Here is an 18462-nt window from a genome sequence, read left to right as displayed (position 1 = left end):
GCGTCTTCCTTCGTGGATGAGGTCAGTGGACCGGGCTGGCGATGGTTTTGATGCGTAGGTACTCGCGGAAGCCCGCGATGCCGTGCTCCACGCCGTCCCCACTGATGCCGAACCCACCGAAAGGTGCATCCGGCGCGAGGTAGAACGAGTTGTTGATGTTCACCGTTCCGGCCCGGAGCTTGCGGGCTACCGCCCAGGCGCGCTCCTCGTCGCCGGACTGCACGTATCCCGACAGGCCGTACCTTGAGTTGTTGGCGATCCGCACGGCTTCGTCGTCGTCGCCCTCGTAGCTGATGACGCTGAGCACCGGGCCGAAGACCTCGGTCTGGGCGATCTCGGAGTTCTCGTCGACGTCGGCAAGGACCGTCGGCTCGTACCAGAAGCCCTTGCCGTTGCGGTCCCCACGCTTGCCGCCGCACAGCAGGCGGGCACCCGCCTCGACGGCACGGTTGACGAGCCCCTCCATGCGCTCCAACTGCTCCAGGCGGATGATCGGGCCGACGACGTTAGTGGGGTCCTTTGGGTCACCCCAGGGCAGGTTGCCGACTTGCGTGGCAAGGCGCTCGAGCACGTCGTCGTAGATGTCGGCGTGCACGATCAGCCTGGTGCCCAGCGCGCAGCCTTGCCCGCTGCTCGTCATGCACATCGCCACTCCCATGCCGCAGGCCATGTCGAGGTTCGCGTCGGGCAGCACGACGTTGGCGGACTTGCCCCCGAGTTCGAGCACGGTGTGGCGGATCCCGTTGGCGGCCCGCTCGGCGATGCGCTGACCGACAGCGGCCGAACCGGTGAAGTGGAAGAGGTCGATGCGCTCGTCGGCCGTCATCGCATCCCCGACGAGGCCCTTGTCCGCGCCGCTGAGCGTGTTGATCACGCCGGGCGGGATGTCGCTGGTCTCCGCCGCAACCTTGGCGAGCAGTGCCGCGGTGAGTGGTGTGTCCGGCGCGCTCTTCAGCACGACCGTGTTACCCGTGGCAAGCGCATGGTGCACCTTCCAGATGGCCGTCATGAACGGCGCGTTCCACGGCGTGATGGCGCCGACGACCCCGTACGGTTCGTATCGCACCCGGTGGGCGCTTGGCATGCCGAGCACCTCGTAGGGGGGCAGATCTTCTTCCCACGGGAAGGACGTGCACAGGTCGTTGAAGTAGTCCATGCCGTCGATCCAGAAATCGACGTGCGTGGAGATCACCGAAGACACCACGCCGGCCTCCGCAGTCACGAGGTCGCGGAGCTCCTGGCTTTCCTTACGCAAACCGAGCTGCAGCTGCTCGAGGCAGCGCCGCCGGAACGCGTGATTGGTCCCCCAGTCGGTCTCGTCGGCGGCCCGGCGCGCCGCCGTGATCGCGTCGTCCACATCATCGACCGAGGCGTCGGCAGCGGTACCGACGAGCGACTCGTCGGCGGGATTGATGACGTCATAGCGCCTGCCCGAGCGGGCTTCCCGGAACTCTCCGTCAATGAAGAGTCGGCCCTCATAGCTGTCCATTGAGCGGTCCTTTCTGTCTCAGATCGCGTCCCACGCGGCGGAACGGTTGCTCGAGCGCGTCACGGGTCGCCGCGCTCGGGGTTACGCCTTGGGCAACTAAATCTTACGCTGTAACGTGATGTCAAGCACAGCCGTCGCGACCGCAGTATCAGATAGATCTTTCAGATTAATGACAGCATGAGCGCAGCCGTGTGACATCCCGCAGAACCAACACGAAGCGCGAAGACCAGGGAGCACAGACCTGAACCAGACGACAACCAAGAACGCGATCCGACATGATCTCGCCGTGGATGTGTCGGGCAGTTGCGGGATCGCCGGCCGACTGACGGTGGCGGCCACTGTGTACCTACCTCCGGCGGACTCGCTCGCGGATGGCGCCACGGTCCTGTTCGCCCTGCCCGGCGGAGGATACAGCCGCGGCTACTACGACATGCGCTTCCCGGGACATGACGGGTACTCGCAGGCCGACCACCACGTGTCGCGAGGGCTGGTCCTGGTCGCGATCGACCACCTCGGGGTTGGGGACAGCACCCCCGCGGTATGCGATGATGTGCGGGCCGAGGACATCGCCGCGGCGAATCACGCCGCAGTGCAGCGGATAGCGCGGCTGCTCGAATCGGGGAACGCTGTCGCGGGGTATCCGCCGATTCGCATCGCGCGGCGCATTGGAGTCGGTCAGTCGATGGGCGGCGCGATCACGATCATCATGGCCGCCCACCATCGCACCTACGACGCCATAGCTGTGCTCGGTTTCAGCGCCATACACACCGTCCTACCCTTTCCTGACCAGTCGGTATCCGCCGAGGTTGCCGAACAGGTCGGTTACGGCCGTCGCGATGCGGACCCACACACACACACAATCCTTGGCCGACGCGGCTGCGCGCATTCCGGACTTCCTCTATCCGTTCTTCTGGTCGGACATTCCCCACGACATTGTGGAGGCAGACACCCGTGGGGGCTATCCACTGCGCACCGAGGCGCCGCCGTTCGGGAGTGCCACCATACCCAACTGTGCTGTCGCGATGCTGTCGCCGGGTTGCGTCGCCGAGGATGCGGCGTCGATCGACTGTCCGGTGTTCGTGGGGGCCGGCGAACGCGATGTTCTCCCGGCGCCGCACCGAGAGTCCGCGGCCTACGAGAATTCCTCTGACGTAACGGTCTTCGTCAGCCCGCAGATGGCCCACATGCACAACTTCGCGTCCACACGGAAGATGCTGTGGGATCGGCTTGCCGCATGGAGTCTGGCCCTGGCATGAGAAGACCGCCGGGCGACAGGCGCCGGGTTGACGCCTGCCAGTGTGCGTAGCTAAATTATTTAGATAATAGAGTCAGCGCTTCGCTGCGCGTTGGGCACGGTGCGGCGGTAATGATGGGAGCAATGTTGGGCGCGAACCAACAGCCGGTCGCGGAGGGCCTGTTCACGTGGCCATCGGATGAGCCGCAGCTGATCGCCTCGGAACACGACGGTCGTTTGACGTTTCCGGCCAAGCCTGGGGAGGCGCAGGTCCTGCTCAAGCGCCGTGGCACGTTATGGGGGTTCACCACCCAGCAGTTCCGGCCTCCGTCTCCGCCGTACGACGGTAACGACACGGCCGAAACCTTCCGGCCCTACGCGCTCGGCTATGTCGAGCTGCCGGGGCAGCTACTGGTCCAGGGCCGCTTCACTGAGTCCGACCCGTCCAAGCTGACCATCGGCCAGCCAATGGAGGTGGTGGTTATTCCGTACACCACCCGGCCCGACGGTACCGAAGTGCTGACTTACGCATTCGCTCCCGTGGAAGGGGAATGACCGTGACGGACGTGGCAATCGTCGGTGTGGGCTTACACCCATTCGGCCGTTACGGCGACAAACTCGCGTTGGAGATGGGCGCGGAAGCAGCCAAGCTAGCGCTCGCCGATGCGGGCACAGAGTGGACTCGCGTGCAGGCGGCGTACGCGGGAAGCTACGAGGTATCCAATCCCGATGCGATCGTGAGTTGGCTTGGCCTGACGGGTATTCCCGTGCGTGGAGTGTTCAATGGGTGCGCGACCGGCGGGACGTCGCTGCAGATGGCGGAGCAGGCGATCCGGCACGGCGAGGCCGATGTCGCGATGGCGATCGGCTTCGACAAGCATCCGCGCGGAGCGTTCGCCGCCGACCCGTCCGTGGTGGGGCTGCCGGGCTGGTACGGCCAGACGGGGCTGTTCCTCACGACGCACTTCTTCGGCACCAAGATCAATAAGTACATGCACGACCACGGGATCTCCGTGGAGTCGCTCGCGCGTATCGCGGCCAAGAACCTCTCCAATGGGGCGATCAATCCCCAGGCCTGGCGCCGCAAGGCGATCTCGGTGGAGGAGATCCTGAACTCCGCAGTGGTGAATTACCCACTGACGCAGTACATGTACTGCAACCCTGACGAAGGTGCCGCTGCGCTGGTGCTGTGCCGCGCCGACATCGCGCATGAGTTCACCCCTACCCCGGTGTACGTGCGTGCCGCGGAACTCCGTACCCGTCGCGAGGGTGCCTTCGAATTGCAGAGCCCGTCGCTGCCGCTCGACTCAGTCCCGAGCCCCACGGTGGATGCGTCGCGCGCAGCATACGAGCGGGCCGGAATCGGCCCCGAGGACGTCGACGTCGCGCAACTGCAGGACACGGACGCCGGGTCGGAACTGATTCACATGGCGGAGAACGGCTTTTGCGCCGACGGTGAGCAGGAGAAGTGGATCTCCGACGGCGACACCGAGATCGGCGGACGGCTACCGGTCAACACCGACGGTGGGCTGATCGCCAACGGCGAGCCCATCGGGGCTTCAGGTTTGCGTCAGGTCTACGAGATCGTGCTGCAACTGCAGGGCCGGGCCGGCGACCGTCAGGTGCCCAACAACCCGCGGGTGGGATACACCCACCTCTACGGCGCACCGGGCGCGTCGGCGGTGTCGATCCTGTCACGCTGACCGCAGTGTGTGGCTGCGGATTTTGGTTCCGGTTTGGCGTCACCGCTTCGTCATAGGAGGGATGTGATGGATGTCGATGGCCCAATCCTCGTTACCGGTGCAACGGGTGCGCAGGGCGGTGCAGTGGTCGACGCCCTGCTTGCCCAAGGTGCCGAAGTGCGAGCTCTGGTGCGTAACCCATCGTCGGCCTCGGCCGCCGCGTTGGCCGAGGCCGGAGTCGAACTCGTCAAGGGCGATTTCGATGACGGAGATAGTCTTGCTGAGGCCGCTTCGGGCGCGGTTGGCGTCTTCTCCGTTCAAATGGCCACGAGTCCAAAGGATTTGGACGGTGAGCTGCGCACCGGCAAATTGCTGATCGACGCCGCACGCAGGGCCGGAGTCGGCATTTTCGTGCACACCTCGGTGGCGCGGGCCGGTGAGGAGCGCAACTTCGTCGGCTGGGACGAGAAGCGTTGGTGGCCACCGTATTGGGAAGGCAAGTCGGCAGTGAACCAGGCCGTCAAGGCCGCAGGGTTTCCACATTGGGTGATTCTCAAGCCGGCGTTCATGATGGACAACTTCATTCCACCGAAAGCTGCATGGTTGTTTCCGTCTTTGGCTCGTGGGGAGATTGCCACCGCGTTGCAATCTGAGACGCGGATGGATCTGATCGCGGCGGCCGATGTCGGGCGTTTCGCGGCGGCGGCATTCGATGATCCGAAGCGCTGGGATCGTCAAGAGATCGATCTGGCGGCGGTGTCACTGACGATGGACGAGGTTGCGTCGTCGATCTCGAAAGCCACCGGGCGCACAGTTACGGCTCGCGCACTACCTCCCGAGGAGGCTATCACCGCCGGCAACTCGGCTCTCGTCACGGGAAGCCAAGAGTGGGCCAACGTCGAGGGATACCGGGTCGACCTCGACCGTGCCCGGTCGCATGGTTTGACGCTCGAATCGTTCGCCGAATGGGCCGACCGGCACCGTTTGGATTTCGAGCTCGGAGGGCCATAAGCGCGCCGGCTGCTAGGCCGAGCACGGTTCTCTCCCGGCGACATCGCCTACCGTGCTGATAATTTCATCGATCCGCGTATGTGGAGGTTTCCAAAATTCTGGCGCGGGCCGCCGGTCGTGGCGAGATATCGGCCTGCCGCCACTGGTCATTGGTCGCCGATGTGCTAGTGGTGGTTGTCCTGCTGCAGGGTGCCGCGGACAAACCATCGATGCCAATTTCGTGCGACTGGTCGTCGATACCCTGACCTGCCCGCGGTGCGCACGCCGAGAAACGGGTAGGACTAGAACTCGTCGGCTGAAGCCGTCGACCTCCTCGGTGGGCTCGGCGCGCGTCGGCCGCGGTCACGCGCTGCGGCTTCACCGCGGCCGCACCGCATTCCATCTCCTTGGCGCGGCGAGGAGGTTCGGTATTACTCAACACGACATCCGCGCGGTCAGGACTTCACGCGTTTGACGAAATCCAAGACAGCATCGCTGAACGCGTCGTTGTCGTCCCCCGCCGCCGTATGGCCGGCACCGGAGAGCTCGGCGAACTCAGCGGTGGGTACATCGCGAAGGAATTCCTCGGCGCCCTCCTGCGAAACGACATCGGACAGCTTGCCCCGGATCAGCAGGACGGGTACTGCGAGTTCAGCGGCGGCGCGCTTGATCTCGTCGGTCCGACCGATCGGCGAGTTCTCCGGGTTGGCGAGAAAGGCCGGATCCCAATGCCAGAACCATCGGCCATCACGAAGACGAAGGTTCTTCGTCAGCCCCTGCGGTGAACGCGGTTTGGTGCGGTGCGGCAGGTACGCCGCGACTGCTTCGGCGGCCTCGTCGAGCGACTCGAAACCCTCCATCCCGCTCGACATGAAATCGCGTATCCGGTCGGTACCGACCGTCTCAACGCGCGGTACGATGTCGACGAGCAGTAGTCCGATGACTTTCTCTGGACCGAGGATCCGTGCCAGCAGAATTCCGGTCATCCCGCCGAGGCTCGCACCGACGACCACCACCGGTTTGCCGACCTGATCGACGACGGCACGCGCATCCGAGGTGAACGCGTCAATAGAGTAGTCGCCATCGGACGCCCACTCGCTATCGCCATGACCGCGCCCATCGAGGATGATGACGTGAAATCCGTTATCGGCCAACACCTGTCCGGTCTTCTTCCATGAGTGTCGGTTCTGGCCGCCACCGTGCAGCATCAACACGGTCTGGCCGCTGCGGAGCCACTCATCGGCCGCGAGTTGAAGGCCTCCAAAGCCCTGGAACGTCGTCGTCCTGCTGGAACCGGTCGGTGCGTCGTGGGGACGGGTCATCGGCTACCTCTCGATGGGCGTTGTATCGACGCTATCCCGATCACATGTACGCCGTAAAGCCGGGTGTCTCGATCGCGGCCGGGGGCGAACGGCGGCCACCTCCGAGCATGTACGTGAACCTCCGCGGACTGGAGGTGCAACTTCGCGGTGCGCAGTCCACGGACTGGCGCGACTATCGCTACTTCGGCTGGAAGCGTTGCGCGCCATCCAAGCGGAGCACCTCGCCGTTGACGTAGTGGTTGCTGAGGAGGAACGACGCGGCGTCGGCGAACTCGCTGGGCTGGCCGAGGCGCTTGGGGAACGGCACGTTGGCGGCGAATTGGGCCAGGGCTTGCTCGCCAACCGACGCCATCATCGGAGTCAACATCGTGCCTGGGGCGATCGTGTTGATCCGAATGCCAGCGGAGCTGAGGTCGCGGGCCAACGCGATGGTCAGCCCGATTACACCGGCCTTCGCTGCCGCGTAGGCACTTTGGCCGATTTGTCCCTCGTAGCCGGCGATGGACGCGGTCATGACGATGGCGCCGCGCTCGCCGTCGTCGCCCGGCTCGGCCTGCGAGATGGCCGAACCGACCAGGCGCACCACGTTGTACGTGCCCCCGAGGTAGACGTCGATTGTCGTGCGGAAGGCGTCGAAGTCGGCTGGTGAGCCGTCGCGTCCGACTACCCGCTCGGGCTTTCCGCCGAAGCCGCCGTGAGCAGCGACCGCATAGCGCAGCGTGCCCAGGTGTTGCGCCGCTTGGATGGCGCCGGCGACACTCTCGTCGCTTGTGACGTCCGTGCTGAGAAAAACCACGCGATCGCCCAATTCGTCGGCCAGCGCCTTACCTTTCTCGTCGGCGAGGTCGGCGATCACCACACCGAGCCCGTCGGCGTGCAGTCGTCGAACGGTGGACTCGCCGAGTCCGCCCGCGCCACCGGTGACGATCGCCGAATCGGCCTTGAGATTGCGTGTCATTGCAGACGGTCTCCTCGCGGGTGGTTTACCAAAACAGCTAAACGATACAACTATTTACCCCGTTCCGCAGCGGCGGATCGCAATATGTTCACGTCGCGGTGGTGCGCGGTGGGCACAGTTTCTGCTAGCTGTGATTCAGCCAGATAGACCAGAAACTTGGCCTGTGCGTAGAATTCCGGGTCTTCACCGACTGTGGCCCCGACTTGTTGTCGAGCACGCCGGAAGGCGTTGTGGCCGAACAACTACGCGACCGTCGCTATCGTGCACGACTTTGAGTCCAGACTTTCCCACCGGCCCAGAATGGCTAGGTTCGTCGCGGCTGAAACGGATCCGCTCCTAGCGCGGCCCAGCGCTCAGAGGTCGAACTCGACCAGGGTGCCCTGGACGACGCTCGCGCCCACGCGCCCACAGATGCCGGTCTCGACGTCGACGAATCGCGTCCGACGGTCCGCTGCGGTCGACACCACGAATTGTCCGTCGAGAGTCGCGACGCTCCACTCGGCGGAATTGACGACCGCGCCCACTCCGGGGAGCCCGATCGCCAGGGCCGGTCCCAGCGGAACGAGGGGCAACGCCTCAACGCCCAGGGTGGAAAGTGGGGTCAGGGCATCGTGGCGAGCCCAGACGAATTCGATGTCGGCGAGCAGTTCGGCGACATCATCACCATGCCCGCCGAACCCTTGCAGAGTCTCGGCGCACAGCCCGACGTAGGCCCTCGGCTTCAGGTTGCGGATCATGTGTGCGGCACGGCGGGCGTCCCAGCCATAGTTCTCCGCCAGCGCCAACGTCACCTTGAGGCTGCGCAGTCCGGCCACGAGCGGACTGAACCACGGTCCTTCCCAGTTCGGCAACGTTAACAGCGCCAGATCGTCACTACTGAGACCGGTGGTGCGCAAAACGTCTAGCGCCCAGGCGTTGTCGCGTTCGGCCTCATCCCAGCCGATCTCAAATTCGTGGATCTCGGTGCCCACTTTGCAGGACCCGATGCCGTACAGGTCAGGTCGGGGTACCGCCGCAGATGCCGCGGCCATCGTTGCTCTACTCATCGCCGACCTCTCATGCTTTCACCGTGCGCGGGAACTTCGCCACACTCGACGATGTCTTCAGGATGTCCTCGACCGTCATCAGCTCGACGACGGACTTGACGCACAGCTTTTCCTCCAGCACCGCAACCGCGCGGGAACGCAATTCGTCGACGTCGGAGGTTTTCTCCGGGGTGTAGCCGATCCGGATCCGCAACTCGTCCATCTCGGGCGCGTACTTGACAATCTGGAACAGCGCATCGCCGCACTCAGGCAACGATTCCACCGGGCCCCAGATGTCATTGAGCACCAACGACTTCGCGCCGATTCGTATCGCGTCACCGGCGCGACCGAGGACCCAGATTCGGGTATGTGTGCGACCGTTGTCCGAAGGGTGTCGGGTAGCCCGGACGAGATCCTCGGCGCGAAACCGGATGTACGGCGCGACGTTGTTGTCCAAGTCGGTGGCGATGAGCTCGCCTGCCTCGCCCTCCCCAACCGGCCTGCCGGTCACCGGGTCGACGATTTCGGGCAGGATGGTGTCCTCCTGCAGGAAGTAACCGTCGCGCTCGGCACCTTGCCAGGCGGCTCCGGTGTCGCCCGCACTCGTCCAGATGAACAGGTTCACGCCCCAGTCCTCGCGCACCTTGCGGGCCAACGTCGCGCTCATCGGTTGGCCGGCGAACGCCGCACCCTTCAACGACGACAACATGTCTCGGATGTCGTATCTGGCCTCGAGCGCTTCGAACTCCATCAACGTCGGCATGAACATCTGGAAGTAATGCACCTGATGGCGCTTGATGGCGTTGAGAATGTGCTCGCCCTCGCCCATCCAGCCGTCGATATAGACGGGCGTAAGGCCGAGCAACCGGTAGTAGTCGTCCCAGTACCCTCGGAAGGATCCCGCGGGGACCAGTGCGCGGTCTCCCGGTCGCAATCCCATCTCCCACAGCGCCCGCGCCGAGGTGATGGGCATTGGCCAGGCCGCATCCCAGAGTTCGGGCAGGAACTCCGGCAGCGAGGTGGTGCCGGAGGTGGAGGTGATTGACGTCAGCTCCTGCGGCTTGACACACAGCACGCCTGCGAAGGGATCGCCCGTGCGCTCGCGGTAGGCTTGGAGGTCGGCCTTGCAGAACGTCGGAATCTTGGCATAGAAGTCGTCGAGTGAGGCGATGTCGTCTGGAGTGACGCCAGCCTTCGACCAGAGGTCACGATAGAACCCGGACCGCTCCCACAGGTAGGGGATCAGCTCGAGTACCCGACGTTCCTGCCAGGCACGGATCTCATCCCGGCTTGCGGTCTCGATCTCGGGCTCGTAGAAGTACCGGTCCGCGGTTTCGGTTCGGGATCCCGCACTCGCGGATGCCGCGGCACCCTGCAGCTGGCTGGCCACCGTTCTCCTCTTCGTCGTCGTCGACGTCGCGGCTGCGCGGACATCGGGCAATGCCCACACCTCATATGTAGCGTGAACTAGAACACAGGACATTCTGGTAGATAATTTGGTGGATTGCAAGGTCGCCGACTCCACCCGCTGGGCTGCTCGAGGGGCTCGCAGGGTGGCGCGGAGGGGTTCAGGCGCCGTTCACTCTCGCCTGCCGGATCGACATGCTATCGGCCGGGAGTGGAGGCCGCGACCAAGAAGGTGGTACTGTGCCGTGCATCACGTTACGACGTAAAGTCGATGCCGTAGCCCTCGTTCGACAGTGAGGTACCGATGACGCAAGCCACCCGATTCGACCCCCGCTTCGCCCCGCTGACTGTGCAGGTCAAGGACATGGCCGAGCCACAGCCGATCTACCACCAAAAGGCCGCCGAGGTCCGTGCCGAGCGGGTCGAGGGTGTGGTGACGCTGTATCGCTTGCAAGACATCGTGGCCATCAATCGGCACCCGGCGATTCTGGGTACCGGTGGGCGTGGTGGTTCGTTCGGTCACGAGGGCAAGTTGATTCCGCTCGAGATCGACGGGGAGGGCCACCGGAAGTGGCGGCGTCTGCTTGATCCGATCTTCGCGCCCAAGAAGATCGCCTTTCTCGAGGATCAGATCCGCAAGCTGGCGCGGGAGCTGATCGCGGAGTTCGCCGCGGCCGGTCACACCGAGCTGCACGACTCGTACTGTGTGCCGTTGCCGTGCTTGACATTCCTGCGCCTGTTCGGGGCGCCGGTTGAGGATCTCGACTTCTTTGTTGAGTTCAAGGACGGGGTGATCCATCCCGAGGGCGAGACGATGGCCGAGGCCGAGACCAACATGATGGCGTCCGCGATGAAGATCTATGAGTATTTCGCGACGTTCTTAGCCGAGCGCAAAGCCGAGTCTGAGCAGAAGCCCGACATCATTTCGACGCTGCTGCACTCCGAGGTTGACGGCAAGCCGTTGACCGACGAGGAGATGGTCAACATCATGTTCTTGTTCATGTTCGCCGGGCTGGACACGGTGACCTCCTCGATGTCGTGCATCTATGCCTGGCTCGGCCAGCATCCGCAGGAGCGTGACCGGCTGGCCGCCGACCACTCGCTGATCCCGGCTGCCATCGAAGAATTGCTGCGCTACGAGTCGCCGGTCCCGGCCGGCATGCGCTACGCCGAGCAGGACATCGACCTGGGCGACGGGCTGGTGATCCGGGCCGGAGAGGCCATCCACGCCGTCTGGTCGGCGGCCAATGTCGACCCGGCTGCCTTCGAGGACCCGCTGACGGTCAAGCTCGACCGCGGCCGCACCAACCACATCGTGTTCGCGAGCGGCACGCACCGCTGCTTGGGTTCGCACCTGGCGCGCCTGGAACTGCGGATCGCCACCGAAGAACTGCTCTCAGCGATCCCTGACTTTGAGGTCGACTCCACCGAACCGCTGGAATACAACAACTCCGCGGTACGTGCCGCGCTGAAACTGCCGGTGAAGTTCACGCCGTCCGCCTGACGTTAGGCAACGCCCGGACTCGGCGGCGCAGGACCGCCGAGCCGGTCGCAAGCGTCGTCGCCACCGGTATTCGGCAATCAGAAGAGCTCGCCGCCGGCCACGCTCGCGGTGGTGCCCGTTGCCTCGAACGCCTTGATCACGCTGCGCCCCACGGTCCAGCGGTGCACTTCGTCGGGCCCGTCGACAATGCGGTTCATCCGCGCCTCCGCCAACCAGGCCGCTAAGGGCAGATCGTGTGAGTATCCGAGTGACCCGTGAATCTGCAGGGCGGTGTCGACGATGTCGATGAGCATGTTGGCGATGTAGGTCTTGGCGATCGAGTTTTCGATACGTAGGTCCAGCCCGCGTTCCATCTTGTAGGCCAGGTGCAGGATCATCAGGCGCGTGATGTAGAGCTTCTCGGCACAGTCGGAGAGCATCCATTGAATGCCCTGGCGGTCGGCCACCCGCTTGCCGAATGTCACCCGCTCGCATGCCCGCGAGGCCGCCATGTCAAGCGCTGCTTGGGCTTTCGCTATGCTCCACATTCCGTGCCGCAGCCGGCCGTAGCCGAGGCGATGCTGGCCCATGGCGAAGCCCTGTCCAAGTCCGCCGAGAATGTTCTCGTGGGGTACCACGAGGTCGTTGATGCGCACTTCGGCGTGGCCCATCTGGATTTCGTCCTGGTAGGTTGGGATATCGGATTCGCCCATGATCGGAATATTGCGGACGATCTCGAAACCCGGGTTGGGCAGCTCCACCAGGAAGGTGGTGTACTGCCGATGCCGCGGGGCATCCGGGTCGGTCTTGGCCATCACCAGCGCCAGTTGTGAGATGGATGCGCCTGAGGTGTACCACTTCTCGCCGTTGAGCACCCAGTTGTCTCCATCTCGAACCGCGCGGGTCCGCATTCCGGTGGCGTCGGCGCCGGCGGCCCGTTCAGTCATGGCGAAGCACACGCGGATGTCGCCATTGACAAGCGGAACCAGGTAGCGCTGCTTTTGCGGTTCGGTGCCGTGTTCGATGAGGGTCAGCATGGTGGCGTCCTGCGGTCCCATGCAGTTCATCGCCCAGGCGCCGAGATGGCTGAACGAGCGGCCTACCTCGACCTGGACCACGGCATTGGCCAGGTGCCCCAGCCCCATTCCGCCGTACTCCACCGGTACGAAGGGACACCACAACCCTTCCCCGCGGGCCTTGTCCTGAACATCTTTGACGATGTCGAAGAACGGCCGGGTGCCGATCTGCGGCTCCGCCGGCAGCACCACGTCGTCAATGAAGGTCGCGACGCGGGCCCGCAGTTGCTGAATCTCATCAGGAAGTTCGAAATCAACCATGTGGCATAGGCTGACATCGTTGACAGTCACTGTCAATACGGGCTAACGTCGGCGGATGACTTCGACCGCCGCACTTCTCGATGTCGACCGACTTGATTGCTGGATCGGCGACCAGTTACCCGGCTGTGGGACGCCGATGACAGCTGAACGAATCGGCGAGGGGACCGGTACGGCCAACGTGCTGTTCCGGGTGACGCGCGGTGAGCACGCTTGGGTGTTACGTCGGCCACCGGCGGTCAAGAACGATCCAAGCGCCTCGAACACGTTGCGGGAGTGGCGCATCCTGCAGGCGTTGGAGGGCACCGACGTGCCACATCCACAACCGGTGCTCTACTGCGATGATGCCGAAGTGCTGGGCAGCGAGTTCATGTTGATGGGCGTGGTGGATGGATTCACGCCGGGATTCGAGCTGCCCGCACCCTTCCTCGGTGACATCGCCCTGCGGCACGGCCTGGCGACGGCCTACGTCGACGGACTGGTCCACCTGGCCGCGGTGGACTGGCGGCAGCGCGGTCTGGCTGACCTCGGCAAGCCCGAGGGATTTCTGGAGCGCCAAGTGCCACGTTGGCTCGCCCAGTTGGAGCGCTACCGCACCCGCGATCTGCCCGAACTCGACTTTGTCGCCAACTGGCTGACCGCCAACACCCCCACCATGAGCCCGGCTGCGATCATCCACGGCGACTACAGCCCATTCAATGTGATGGTCGCCCCGCAGCCGCCGGCCCGCTTGGCCGCAATCGTCGACTGGGACACCGGAACCATCGGCGATCCGCTGCTCGACATCGGACACCTGCTCGCGCGGTGGACCGAACCCGGCGAAGATCCGATCATCACCGAACAGGCGGGCGGATCGGCCGGCTATCCGAGCCGTCAGCAGATGGCGAGCCGCTACGCAGAACTCAGCGGCCGCGACCTCACCGCGCTGCCCTACTACCAGGCTTTGGCGCTGTTCAAGCTGGCGGTGATTCTGGAGGGGTCGCATGCTCGGCAGGTCAAGGCTGGTACTGATCCCGATCGAACCGATATGGGACCGCGGGTGATTCGCCTGTTCGCCGGGGCCGCCGAATTCGCCCGCGGGCAGCGCAAATGAGGCCGCGCGCATGACCGAACCACTCACCGAGCGGCGCCGGCGACTTGTGCGCGACGACATCGGCCGAGCCGCCGTGCATCTGTTTGCCGACCAGGGCTACGACAACGTCACCGTCGCCGACATCGCCACAGCGGCGGGCATTTCCGAGCGCACCTTCTTCCGGTACTTCGCGACGAAGGACGATGTGCTGTTGGCGTACGAACGCCACCTGTGGGATCGCCTCGTTGCCGCGGTAGCCGCCCGCCCGGCTGACGAAGGACCCGTCACAGCGTTACGTGAGGCATTCTTGTCGACCTCTCGCGTCGAACCCGCCGACCGGGCGCGGGCCGCGCAGCTAGGCAGCATCCTCGCGCAGGCACCCGAACTCAATGCCCGCAGCCGAGGTCATCGCCTGCTCAACGATTCCGATCTGGTCGAGCAGATCGTCGCCCGCTTCGCAGCCAACACCGCCGCGACGCGTGGCCAGGCCCGGGTGATCGTCACCGCGATGAATGCGGTTGCGGCAGCGGAATTCGGCGCCTGGGCGCAGTCCGGCGGCCGCGGTGACCCGGCGGCTCGCATCGGCGCGGCGCTGGCCGTGCTGGAGGAGGGGCTCGCCCAATTCGACCAGTCCGAGGAGCGCAGGCGATGACTGACGGCTTCGACTTGTCGGGGCGGACCGCGCTGATCACCGGCGCCACCCGGGGCATCGGACGTGCCATCGCCGCTCGACTGGCCGCGGCCGGCGCCGATATCGTCGTGACCAGCCGGAAATCCGACGCCTGCGAAGAGGCCGCCGCCGAGATCACGGCCAGCGGAGGACACGCATATGCGTTGCCCGCCAATGTGAACCGCTGGTCGGAATGCGACCGTCTGGTCGCGAAGGCCTATGAGGCCGCCGGCCGGATCGACATCCTGGTCAACAACGCCGGCTCCTCGTTGCGTTACGACGGTGTGGATTCGATCAGCGAGGAACTCTTCGACAAGACAATCGCACTCAACCTCAAAGGTCCCTTCCGGCTGAGCGCGCTGATCGGTACCCGGATGGCCGCCGACGGCGGCGGCAACATCGTCAACATTTCGACGATCTCGGCCCAGATCGGCGCCGGCCACGCCATCGTCTACGCGGCCGCCAAAGCGGGGCTCAACAACCTCACGAAGTCGTTTGCGCAGACCTTCGCCCCGAAGGTGCGGGTGAACGCGGTGATGCCAGGCGCCGTGGAGACCGACGTGATGAAGGCCTGGCCACAATCCGAACGCGACCTGGCCAGTGCCACAGCAGCGCTGGGCAGAATCGGAACGCCTGACGAAATATCCGGCGCGGTACTGTATCTGGCTTCCGATGCGGCGAGTTTCACCACCGGGCAAATCTTGGCTGTCGACGGCGGCCATCTCTGATAGCGGGAACCGAAATGAAGCTGAACGGACGCTGTGCGGTCGTGACCGGCGGCGCACACGGAATCGGCCGGGCGCTGGCCGAAGAACTCACCGGCCGGGGTGCCCGCGTCGTGGTGGCGGATCTCAACGTCGAACGCGCCCAACGGGTCGCCGCACGGATCGATGGTCTCGCCGTCGCCTGCGATGTCGGTTCGCCAGATGACATCAAAGCACTGGTTGCCCAGGCGGAGCAGGCTTTCGGACCGGTGTCGGTGTTCTGTTCCAACGCCGGATATTCCGACACCGGCGACGGTCTCACCCAGACGCCGGAGCAATTGCGGCATATCGTCGACGTCAACCTGCTCAGCCACGTATGGGCTGCGCAAGCGGTGCTGCCGGGCATGCTCGAACGCGGTGAGGGCTGGCTGATCCAGACCATTTCGTCGGCGGCGCTGATCACTGGACCGTCATTCATGGGCTACACACTGAGCAAGCATGGCGCACTCGGATTCGCCGAATGGATAGCCCTGAATTACGCGCACCGCGGCGTCCAGGTCACCTGCCTGTGCCCGAATGCGGTCAACACCGGGATGCTGGGACGCAACGAGGACGATGAAAGCGTCACGCCCACTGCCGAGATCGCCGCTCTCGGTGACGTCATCGAACCGGAGGAGTGTGCTCGCCAGGCACTCGATGCCGCTGTCGCCGGCAAGTTTCTGGCGCTACCCCATCCCCGGGTGGGAGAGTCCTTCCTGCGCAAGGCGACCGACTATGACGCCTGGCTGGCCCGCACCAACCAGCGACTGCAGAAGATTCAGATGGCGGGACATAGCCAGACCGGGCAGTGAAGGCTGACGGCTCGTTTCACGCGAGTCCGATCGAGCAATGTTCGCTGCCACGTCAACGCGAAGAGGGCGGGCAGCATCAGAAACCCTGTACCGTCGGGGATCTCGCTGAAGAGGTCCGACACGCTCCTCGGGCGCCGTGCCAATAGTCGTGATTTGCCGTTGGTCGGCGGATCCATCATCGAAGAAGGCGAGCGCGTCGCCGGACATGGCGAGCGGTGCGAACCGCTTTAGGCGATCGAGCTACTGACCAGCCGAGCTGATCTGTGCGTCCCAGCATGCCGAGCCGCGGATCCGATCGAGCTTGTGCAGATCCTCATCGGTGGACGGGTGGTGGATGATCAGCTTCAGCGATGGTCGGTCGAGCAGCCGCAGCTGCATCAGATGCGTGGACAGGACGCCGACGGCCGGATGGCGAAACGATTGCGCTCCGCCCGCCGCGCGCACCACCTCGTGGCTGGACCACCATTGGCTGAATTCCTCGCTGACAGAGGACAATTCGTGGGCGATCGCGGTGAATCGCGGGTCCGTCGGATGGGCGGCGGCTTCTGCGCGGAATTGCCCTACGACGCGGCGAGCATGCCCCTCCCAGTCCACCAGGGAGTCACGGACACCCGGTACGGTAAACGTCGCCCATAGCACGCTGCGCCGATCGGCGGGTAGCGCGGCGACATCGCAGAACACCGCCGAGAGCGCGTCGTTCCAGGCCAGATAATCCGACCGTGGTCCGAGCACGTACGCGGGGGCCGGCGACAGCCGCGCGAGCAACTGGCGGGTGTGTTCATCAACCGACTCATCTTGGTTGTCGGCAGCTTCCAGCGGTAGCGCAGCCAGGCGGCGAAGATGCCGATGCTCGTCGTCGGTCAGCTGCAGGGCGTCGGCAATGCTGTCAATGACCTCGGCGGTCGCGTGGATGTCCTGGCCCTGTTCCAAGCGTGTGTACCAGCTGTAGCTGACCCCGGCCAGGTTCGCCACCTCCTCGCGGCGCAATCCGTGCACCCTGCGGCGTCGCACGCCGGGACGCAGGCCTACCTGATCGGGTGACAAAGCTGCCCGTCGCGCACAGAGGAACGCCGCAAGCTCGCGGCGGCGCTGCTCGGAGTTTGACGCCATGACTATCGATCCTGCCAAACGGAAACCGGATTCTGGTCCTATCACTCACAGTGGTACCACTAATCCGGTCTTGTGGCCCCTGGCATGGGGCCGCATGCTCGCAGCATCATGTCTTCCATACTCGACACCAACGCGTTGTCCAAGCGCGGCCGGTTCCACTATCAGATGCTCCTCGGTGAGCACAATAGCGACCCCACGGAGATTGCGGCGCAACGCCATTGGTTTGGCCTGCCGTGGTCCGCGCTATTCCTGTACGGCAGTCTTCGTGACCGGGATGGCCAGTTGTATACCGTCCTTCGGGCGCCCGAGCACGGCGGCGGCGGCCGCAAGCGGTTCTACCTGCAGACCACCATCGGGGCAGACGACTTGCACGTCCACGAGGCGAGCCGGAGTTCGGCACGCAACGAGGGTTTCCTGCGCGACCACCACGACGGCGTCACCGTGCTGGCCAGCCCGCCCGGGGCGGAGGGCCAGCCATTCCGGTTCGAGGTCGACGCGACGACGTCGTCCTGGACCGAGATAGGCGCAATTGAGCTGCGCGGCAGGTTGATCGAGCCGGGACTGCACTGGCACCTGCCGTCGGCCACCGACGGCGTCGACGAAGGCTACTACTACGTGTCGCAGCTCTACGAAGCTCACGGCACGATCCTCGGACGCGAAGTCCGCGGGTTCTACGGCGCCGACGACCTCTACGCCCATGGGCTGATCTACCAGAATGACCTGTTGGTCGGCCACAAGCTGCACGTTACGTGGTACACCTGGGCCACTCGCTACACCGACGGGTCTTTGGATGCCGGACATTTCATGCTCGGGCACGACGGCTTGGGCATGTTGCTGCTGTGCGACGAACACGGCCATGTGCGCCGCACCACTGACGTAGACGGGCGCGTCGAACTCGACGAGAGCGGTACCTGGCCGACCCGGATCGAGGTGCACGCCCCCGGAGAGGACTGGGAATTCCTGCCCGATCCGCGTGGCCGGATGGTGGACTTCATGCCCATGCCGAACCCGCAGATCGAGGGGCGCTGGCGCCGAATCGGAGACATCCGGGAACCGGCACACTGGTTCGCCTACGGCGAGATCGCCCCTTCTCACGGGTTGGCTCCCCGCCGCGGCACTCTCGTTGACTGA

General features: G+C 64.7%; 18 protein-coding genes. 10 read left to right on the top strand and 8 right to left on the bottom strand.

Translation table 11 applies throughout. The annotated features are described in order from the left end of the window. Positions 1–22: 22 nt before the first annotated feature. Complete coding sequence (locus SKC42_RS00185) at positions 23–1489, bottom strand: aldehyde dehydrogenase family protein (protein ID WP_330962333.1); 1467 nt, start codon at positions 1487–1489, stop codon at positions 23–25. A 346-nt stretch (positions 1490–1835) separates the two neighbouring features. Next, positions 1836–2255, bottom strand: a complete 420-nt coding sequence (locus SKC42_RS00180; protein WP_330962332.1) for a hypothetical protein — start codon at positions 2253–2255, stop codon at positions 1836–1838. 97 nt (positions 2256–2352) lie between these two features. Here SKC42_RS00180 and SKC42_RS00175 point away from each other — a divergent pair, with 97 nt between their 5' ends. The 4 genes from SKC42_RS00175 (at position 2353) to SKC42_RS00160 (ending at position 5416) form a co-directional block, all read left to right on the top strand. Beyond that, entirely contained in the window at positions 2353–2745 is a 393-nt protein-coding gene (locus tag SKC42_RS00175) for a hypothetical protein (protein WP_330962331.1), read from the top strand. Positions 2746–2867: 122 nt separating this feature from the next. Further along, positions 2868–3278 carry a Zn-ribbon domain-containing OB-fold protein gene (locus SKC42_RS00170; protein WP_330962330.1) on the top strand — a complete coding sequence of 137 codons (411 nt, stop codon included), beginning with the start codon at positions 2868–2870 and terminating at the stop codon, positions 3276–3278. Continuing rightward, complete coding sequence (locus SKC42_RS00165) at positions 3275–4426, top strand: thiolase family protein (protein ID WP_330962329.1); 1152 nt, start codon at positions 3275–3277, stop codon at positions 4424–4426. The genes SKC42_RS00170 and SKC42_RS00165 overlap by 4 nt, the downstream gene beginning before the upstream one ends. Positions 4427–4492: 66 nt before the next feature. After that, positions 4493–5416 (top strand): NmrA/HSCARG family protein, encoded by a 924-nt coding sequence (locus SKC42_RS00160; RefSeq protein ID WP_330962328.1) that lies wholly within the window; start codon positions 4493–4495, stop codon positions 5414–5416. 434 nt (positions 5417–5850) lie between these two features. Here the strand turns inward: SKC42_RS00160 and SKC42_RS00155 are convergent, their stop codons facing one another. The 4 genes from SKC42_RS00155 to SKC42_RS00140 form a co-directional block, all read right to left on the bottom strand. Beyond that, positions 5851–6717: an alpha/beta fold hydrolase gene (locus tag SKC42_RS00155; RefSeq protein WP_330962327.1), complete on the bottom strand. Its 867-nt coding sequence runs from the start codon at positions 6715–6717 to the stop codon at positions 5851–5853. A gap of 178 nt (positions 6718–6895) precedes the next feature. Further along, positions 6896–7675 carry an SDR family oxidoreductase gene (locus SKC42_RS00150; RefSeq protein ID WP_330962326.1) on the bottom strand — a complete coding sequence of 260 codons (780 nt, stop codon included), beginning with the start codon at positions 7673–7675 and terminating at the stop codon, positions 6896–6898. A gap of 353 nt (positions 7676–8028) precedes the next feature. Next, a complete protein-coding gene (locus SKC42_RS00145) occupies positions 8029–8721 on the bottom strand; it encodes a hypothetical protein (RefSeq protein WP_330962325.1) in 693 nt (230 codons plus the stop codon). A 10-nt stretch (positions 8722–8731) separates the two neighbouring features. Beyond that, the gene (locus SKC42_RS00140) at positions 8732–10141 is read right to left on the bottom strand and encodes a phenylacetate--CoA ligase family protein (RefSeq protein WP_330962324.1); all 1410 of its coding nucleotides are present in this window, start codon (positions 10139–10141) and stop codon (positions 8732–8734) included. Positions 10142–10411: 270 nt separating this feature from the next. Here SKC42_RS00140 and SKC42_RS00135 point away from each other — a divergent pair, with 270 nt between their 5' ends. Further along, positions 10412–11611: a cytochrome P450 gene (locus SKC42_RS00135; protein WP_330962323.1), complete on the top strand. Its 1200-nt coding sequence runs from the start codon at positions 10412–10414 to the stop codon at positions 11609–11611. Positions 11612–11688: 77 nt separating this feature from the next. Here the strand turns inward: SKC42_RS00135 and SKC42_RS00130 are convergent, their stop codons facing one another. After that, entirely contained in the window at positions 11689–12927 is a 1239-nt protein-coding gene (locus SKC42_RS00130) for an acyl-CoA dehydrogenase family protein (protein WP_330962322.1), read from the bottom strand. 55 nt (positions 12928–12982) lie between these two features. Between SKC42_RS00130 and SKC42_RS00125 the strand changes: the two genes are divergently transcribed. Genes SKC42_RS00125 through SKC42_RS00110 form a run of 4 tightly spaced genes read left to right on the top strand, consistent with a single transcriptional unit; the run spans position 12983 to position 16221 of the window. Continuing rightward, a complete protein-coding gene (locus tag SKC42_RS00125; RefSeq protein WP_330962321.1) occupies positions 12983–14017 on the top strand; it encodes a phosphotransferase family protein in 1035 nt (344 codons plus the stop codon). Between the two features lie 46 nt (positions 14018–14063). After that, complete coding sequence (locus SKC42_RS00120) at positions 14064–14648, top strand: TetR family transcriptional regulator (protein ID WP_330962320.1); 585 nt, start codon at positions 14064–14066, stop codon at positions 14646–14648. After that, positions 14645–15394, top strand: coding sequence for an SDR family NAD(P)-dependent oxidoreductase (locus tag SKC42_RS00115; RefSeq protein WP_330962319.1), 750 nt, complete (start codon positions 14645–14647; stop codon positions 15392–15394). Before SKC42_RS00120 ends, SKC42_RS00115 begins: the two co-directional genes overlap by 4 nt. A 14-nt stretch (positions 15395–15408) precedes the next feature. After that, complete coding sequence (locus SKC42_RS00110) at positions 15409–16221, top strand: SDR family oxidoreductase (protein WP_330962318.1); 813 nt, start codon at positions 15409–15411, stop codon at positions 16219–16221. A 240-nt stretch (positions 16222–16461) separates the two neighbouring features. Here the strand turns inward: SKC42_RS00110 and SKC42_RS00105 are convergent, their stop codons facing one another. Next, the gene (locus SKC42_RS00105) at positions 16462–17331 is read right to left on the bottom strand and encodes a helix-turn-helix transcriptional regulator (RefSeq protein WP_330962317.1); all 870 of its coding nucleotides are present in this window, start codon (positions 17329–17331) and stop codon (positions 16462–16464) included. 108 nt (positions 17332–17439) lie between these two features. Between SKC42_RS00105 and SKC42_RS00100 the strand changes: the two genes are divergently transcribed. Then, positions 17440–18462 (top strand): hypothetical protein, encoded by a 1023-nt coding sequence (locus SKC42_RS00100; RefSeq protein ID WP_330962316.1) that lies wholly within the window; start codon positions 17440–17442, stop codon positions 18460–18462.

Source organism: Mycobacterium sp. 050134 (assembly GCF_036409085.1).
Taxonomy (GTDB): Bacteria; Actinomycetota; Actinomycetes; order Mycobacteriales; family Mycobacteriaceae; genus Mycobacterium.
Note: the sequence above shows the minus strand (reverse complement) of the source record. Positions and strands in the feature narration are given on the sequence as shown.

What these genes read in the sequence shown, in the direction of transcription:
- SKC42_RS00185 (WP_330962333.1), bottom strand. Translation starts at nt 1,489, where the DNA reads ATGGACAGCTATGAGGGCCGACTCTTCATTGACGGAGAGTTCCGGGAA.
- SKC42_RS00170 (WP_330962330.1), top strand. Translation starts at nt 2,868, where the DNA reads ATGTTGGGCGCGAACCAACAGCCGGTCGCGGAGGGCCTGTTCACGTGG.
- SKC42_RS00165 (WP_330962329.1), top strand. Translation starts at nt 3,275, where the DNA reads ATGACCGTGACGGACGTGGCAATCGTCGGTGTGGGCTTACACCCATTC.
- SKC42_RS00160 (WP_330962328.1), top strand. Translation starts at nt 4,493, where the DNA reads ATGGATGTCGATGGCCCAATCCTCGTTACCGGTGCAACGGGTGCGCAG.
- SKC42_RS00155 (WP_330962327.1), bottom strand. Translation starts at nt 6,717, where the DNA reads ATGACCCGTCCCCACGACGCACCGACCGGTTCCAGCAGGACGACGACG.
- SKC42_RS00150 (WP_330962326.1), bottom strand. Translation starts at nt 7,675, where the DNA reads ATGACACGCAATCTCAAGGCCGATTCGGCGATCGTCACCGGTGGCGCG.
- SKC42_RS00145 (WP_330962325.1), bottom strand. Translation starts at nt 8,721, where the DNA reads ATGAGTAGAGCAACGATGGCCGCGGCATCTGCGGCGGTACCCCGACCT.
- SKC42_RS00135 (WP_330962323.1), top strand. Translation starts at nt 10,412, where the DNA reads ATGACGCAAGCCACCCGATTCGACCCCCGCTTCGCCCCGCTGACTGTG.
- SKC42_RS00130 (WP_330962322.1), bottom strand. Translation starts at nt 12,927, where the DNA reads ATGGTTGATTTCGAACTTCCTGATGAGATTCAGCAACTGCGGGCCCGC.
- SKC42_RS00125 (WP_330962321.1), top strand. Translation starts at nt 12,983, where the DNA reads ATGACTTCGACCGCCGCACTTCTCGATGTCGACCGACTTGATTGCTGG.
- SKC42_RS00115 (WP_330962319.1), top strand. Translation starts at nt 14,645, where the DNA reads ATGACTGACGGCTTCGACTTGTCGGGGCGGACCGCGCTGATCACCGGC.
- SKC42_RS00110 (WP_330962318.1), top strand. Translation starts at nt 15,409, where the DNA reads ATGAAGCTGAACGGACGCTGTGCGGTCGTGACCGGCGGCGCACACGGA.
- SKC42_RS00105 (WP_330962317.1), bottom strand. Translation starts at nt 17,331, where the DNA reads ATGGCGTCAAACTCCGAGCAGCGCCGCCGCGAGCTTGCGGCGTTCCTC.
- SKC42_RS00100 (WP_330962316.1), top strand. Translation starts at nt 17,440, where the DNA reads ATGTCTTCCATACTCGACACCAACGCGTTGTCCAAGCGCGGCCGGTTC.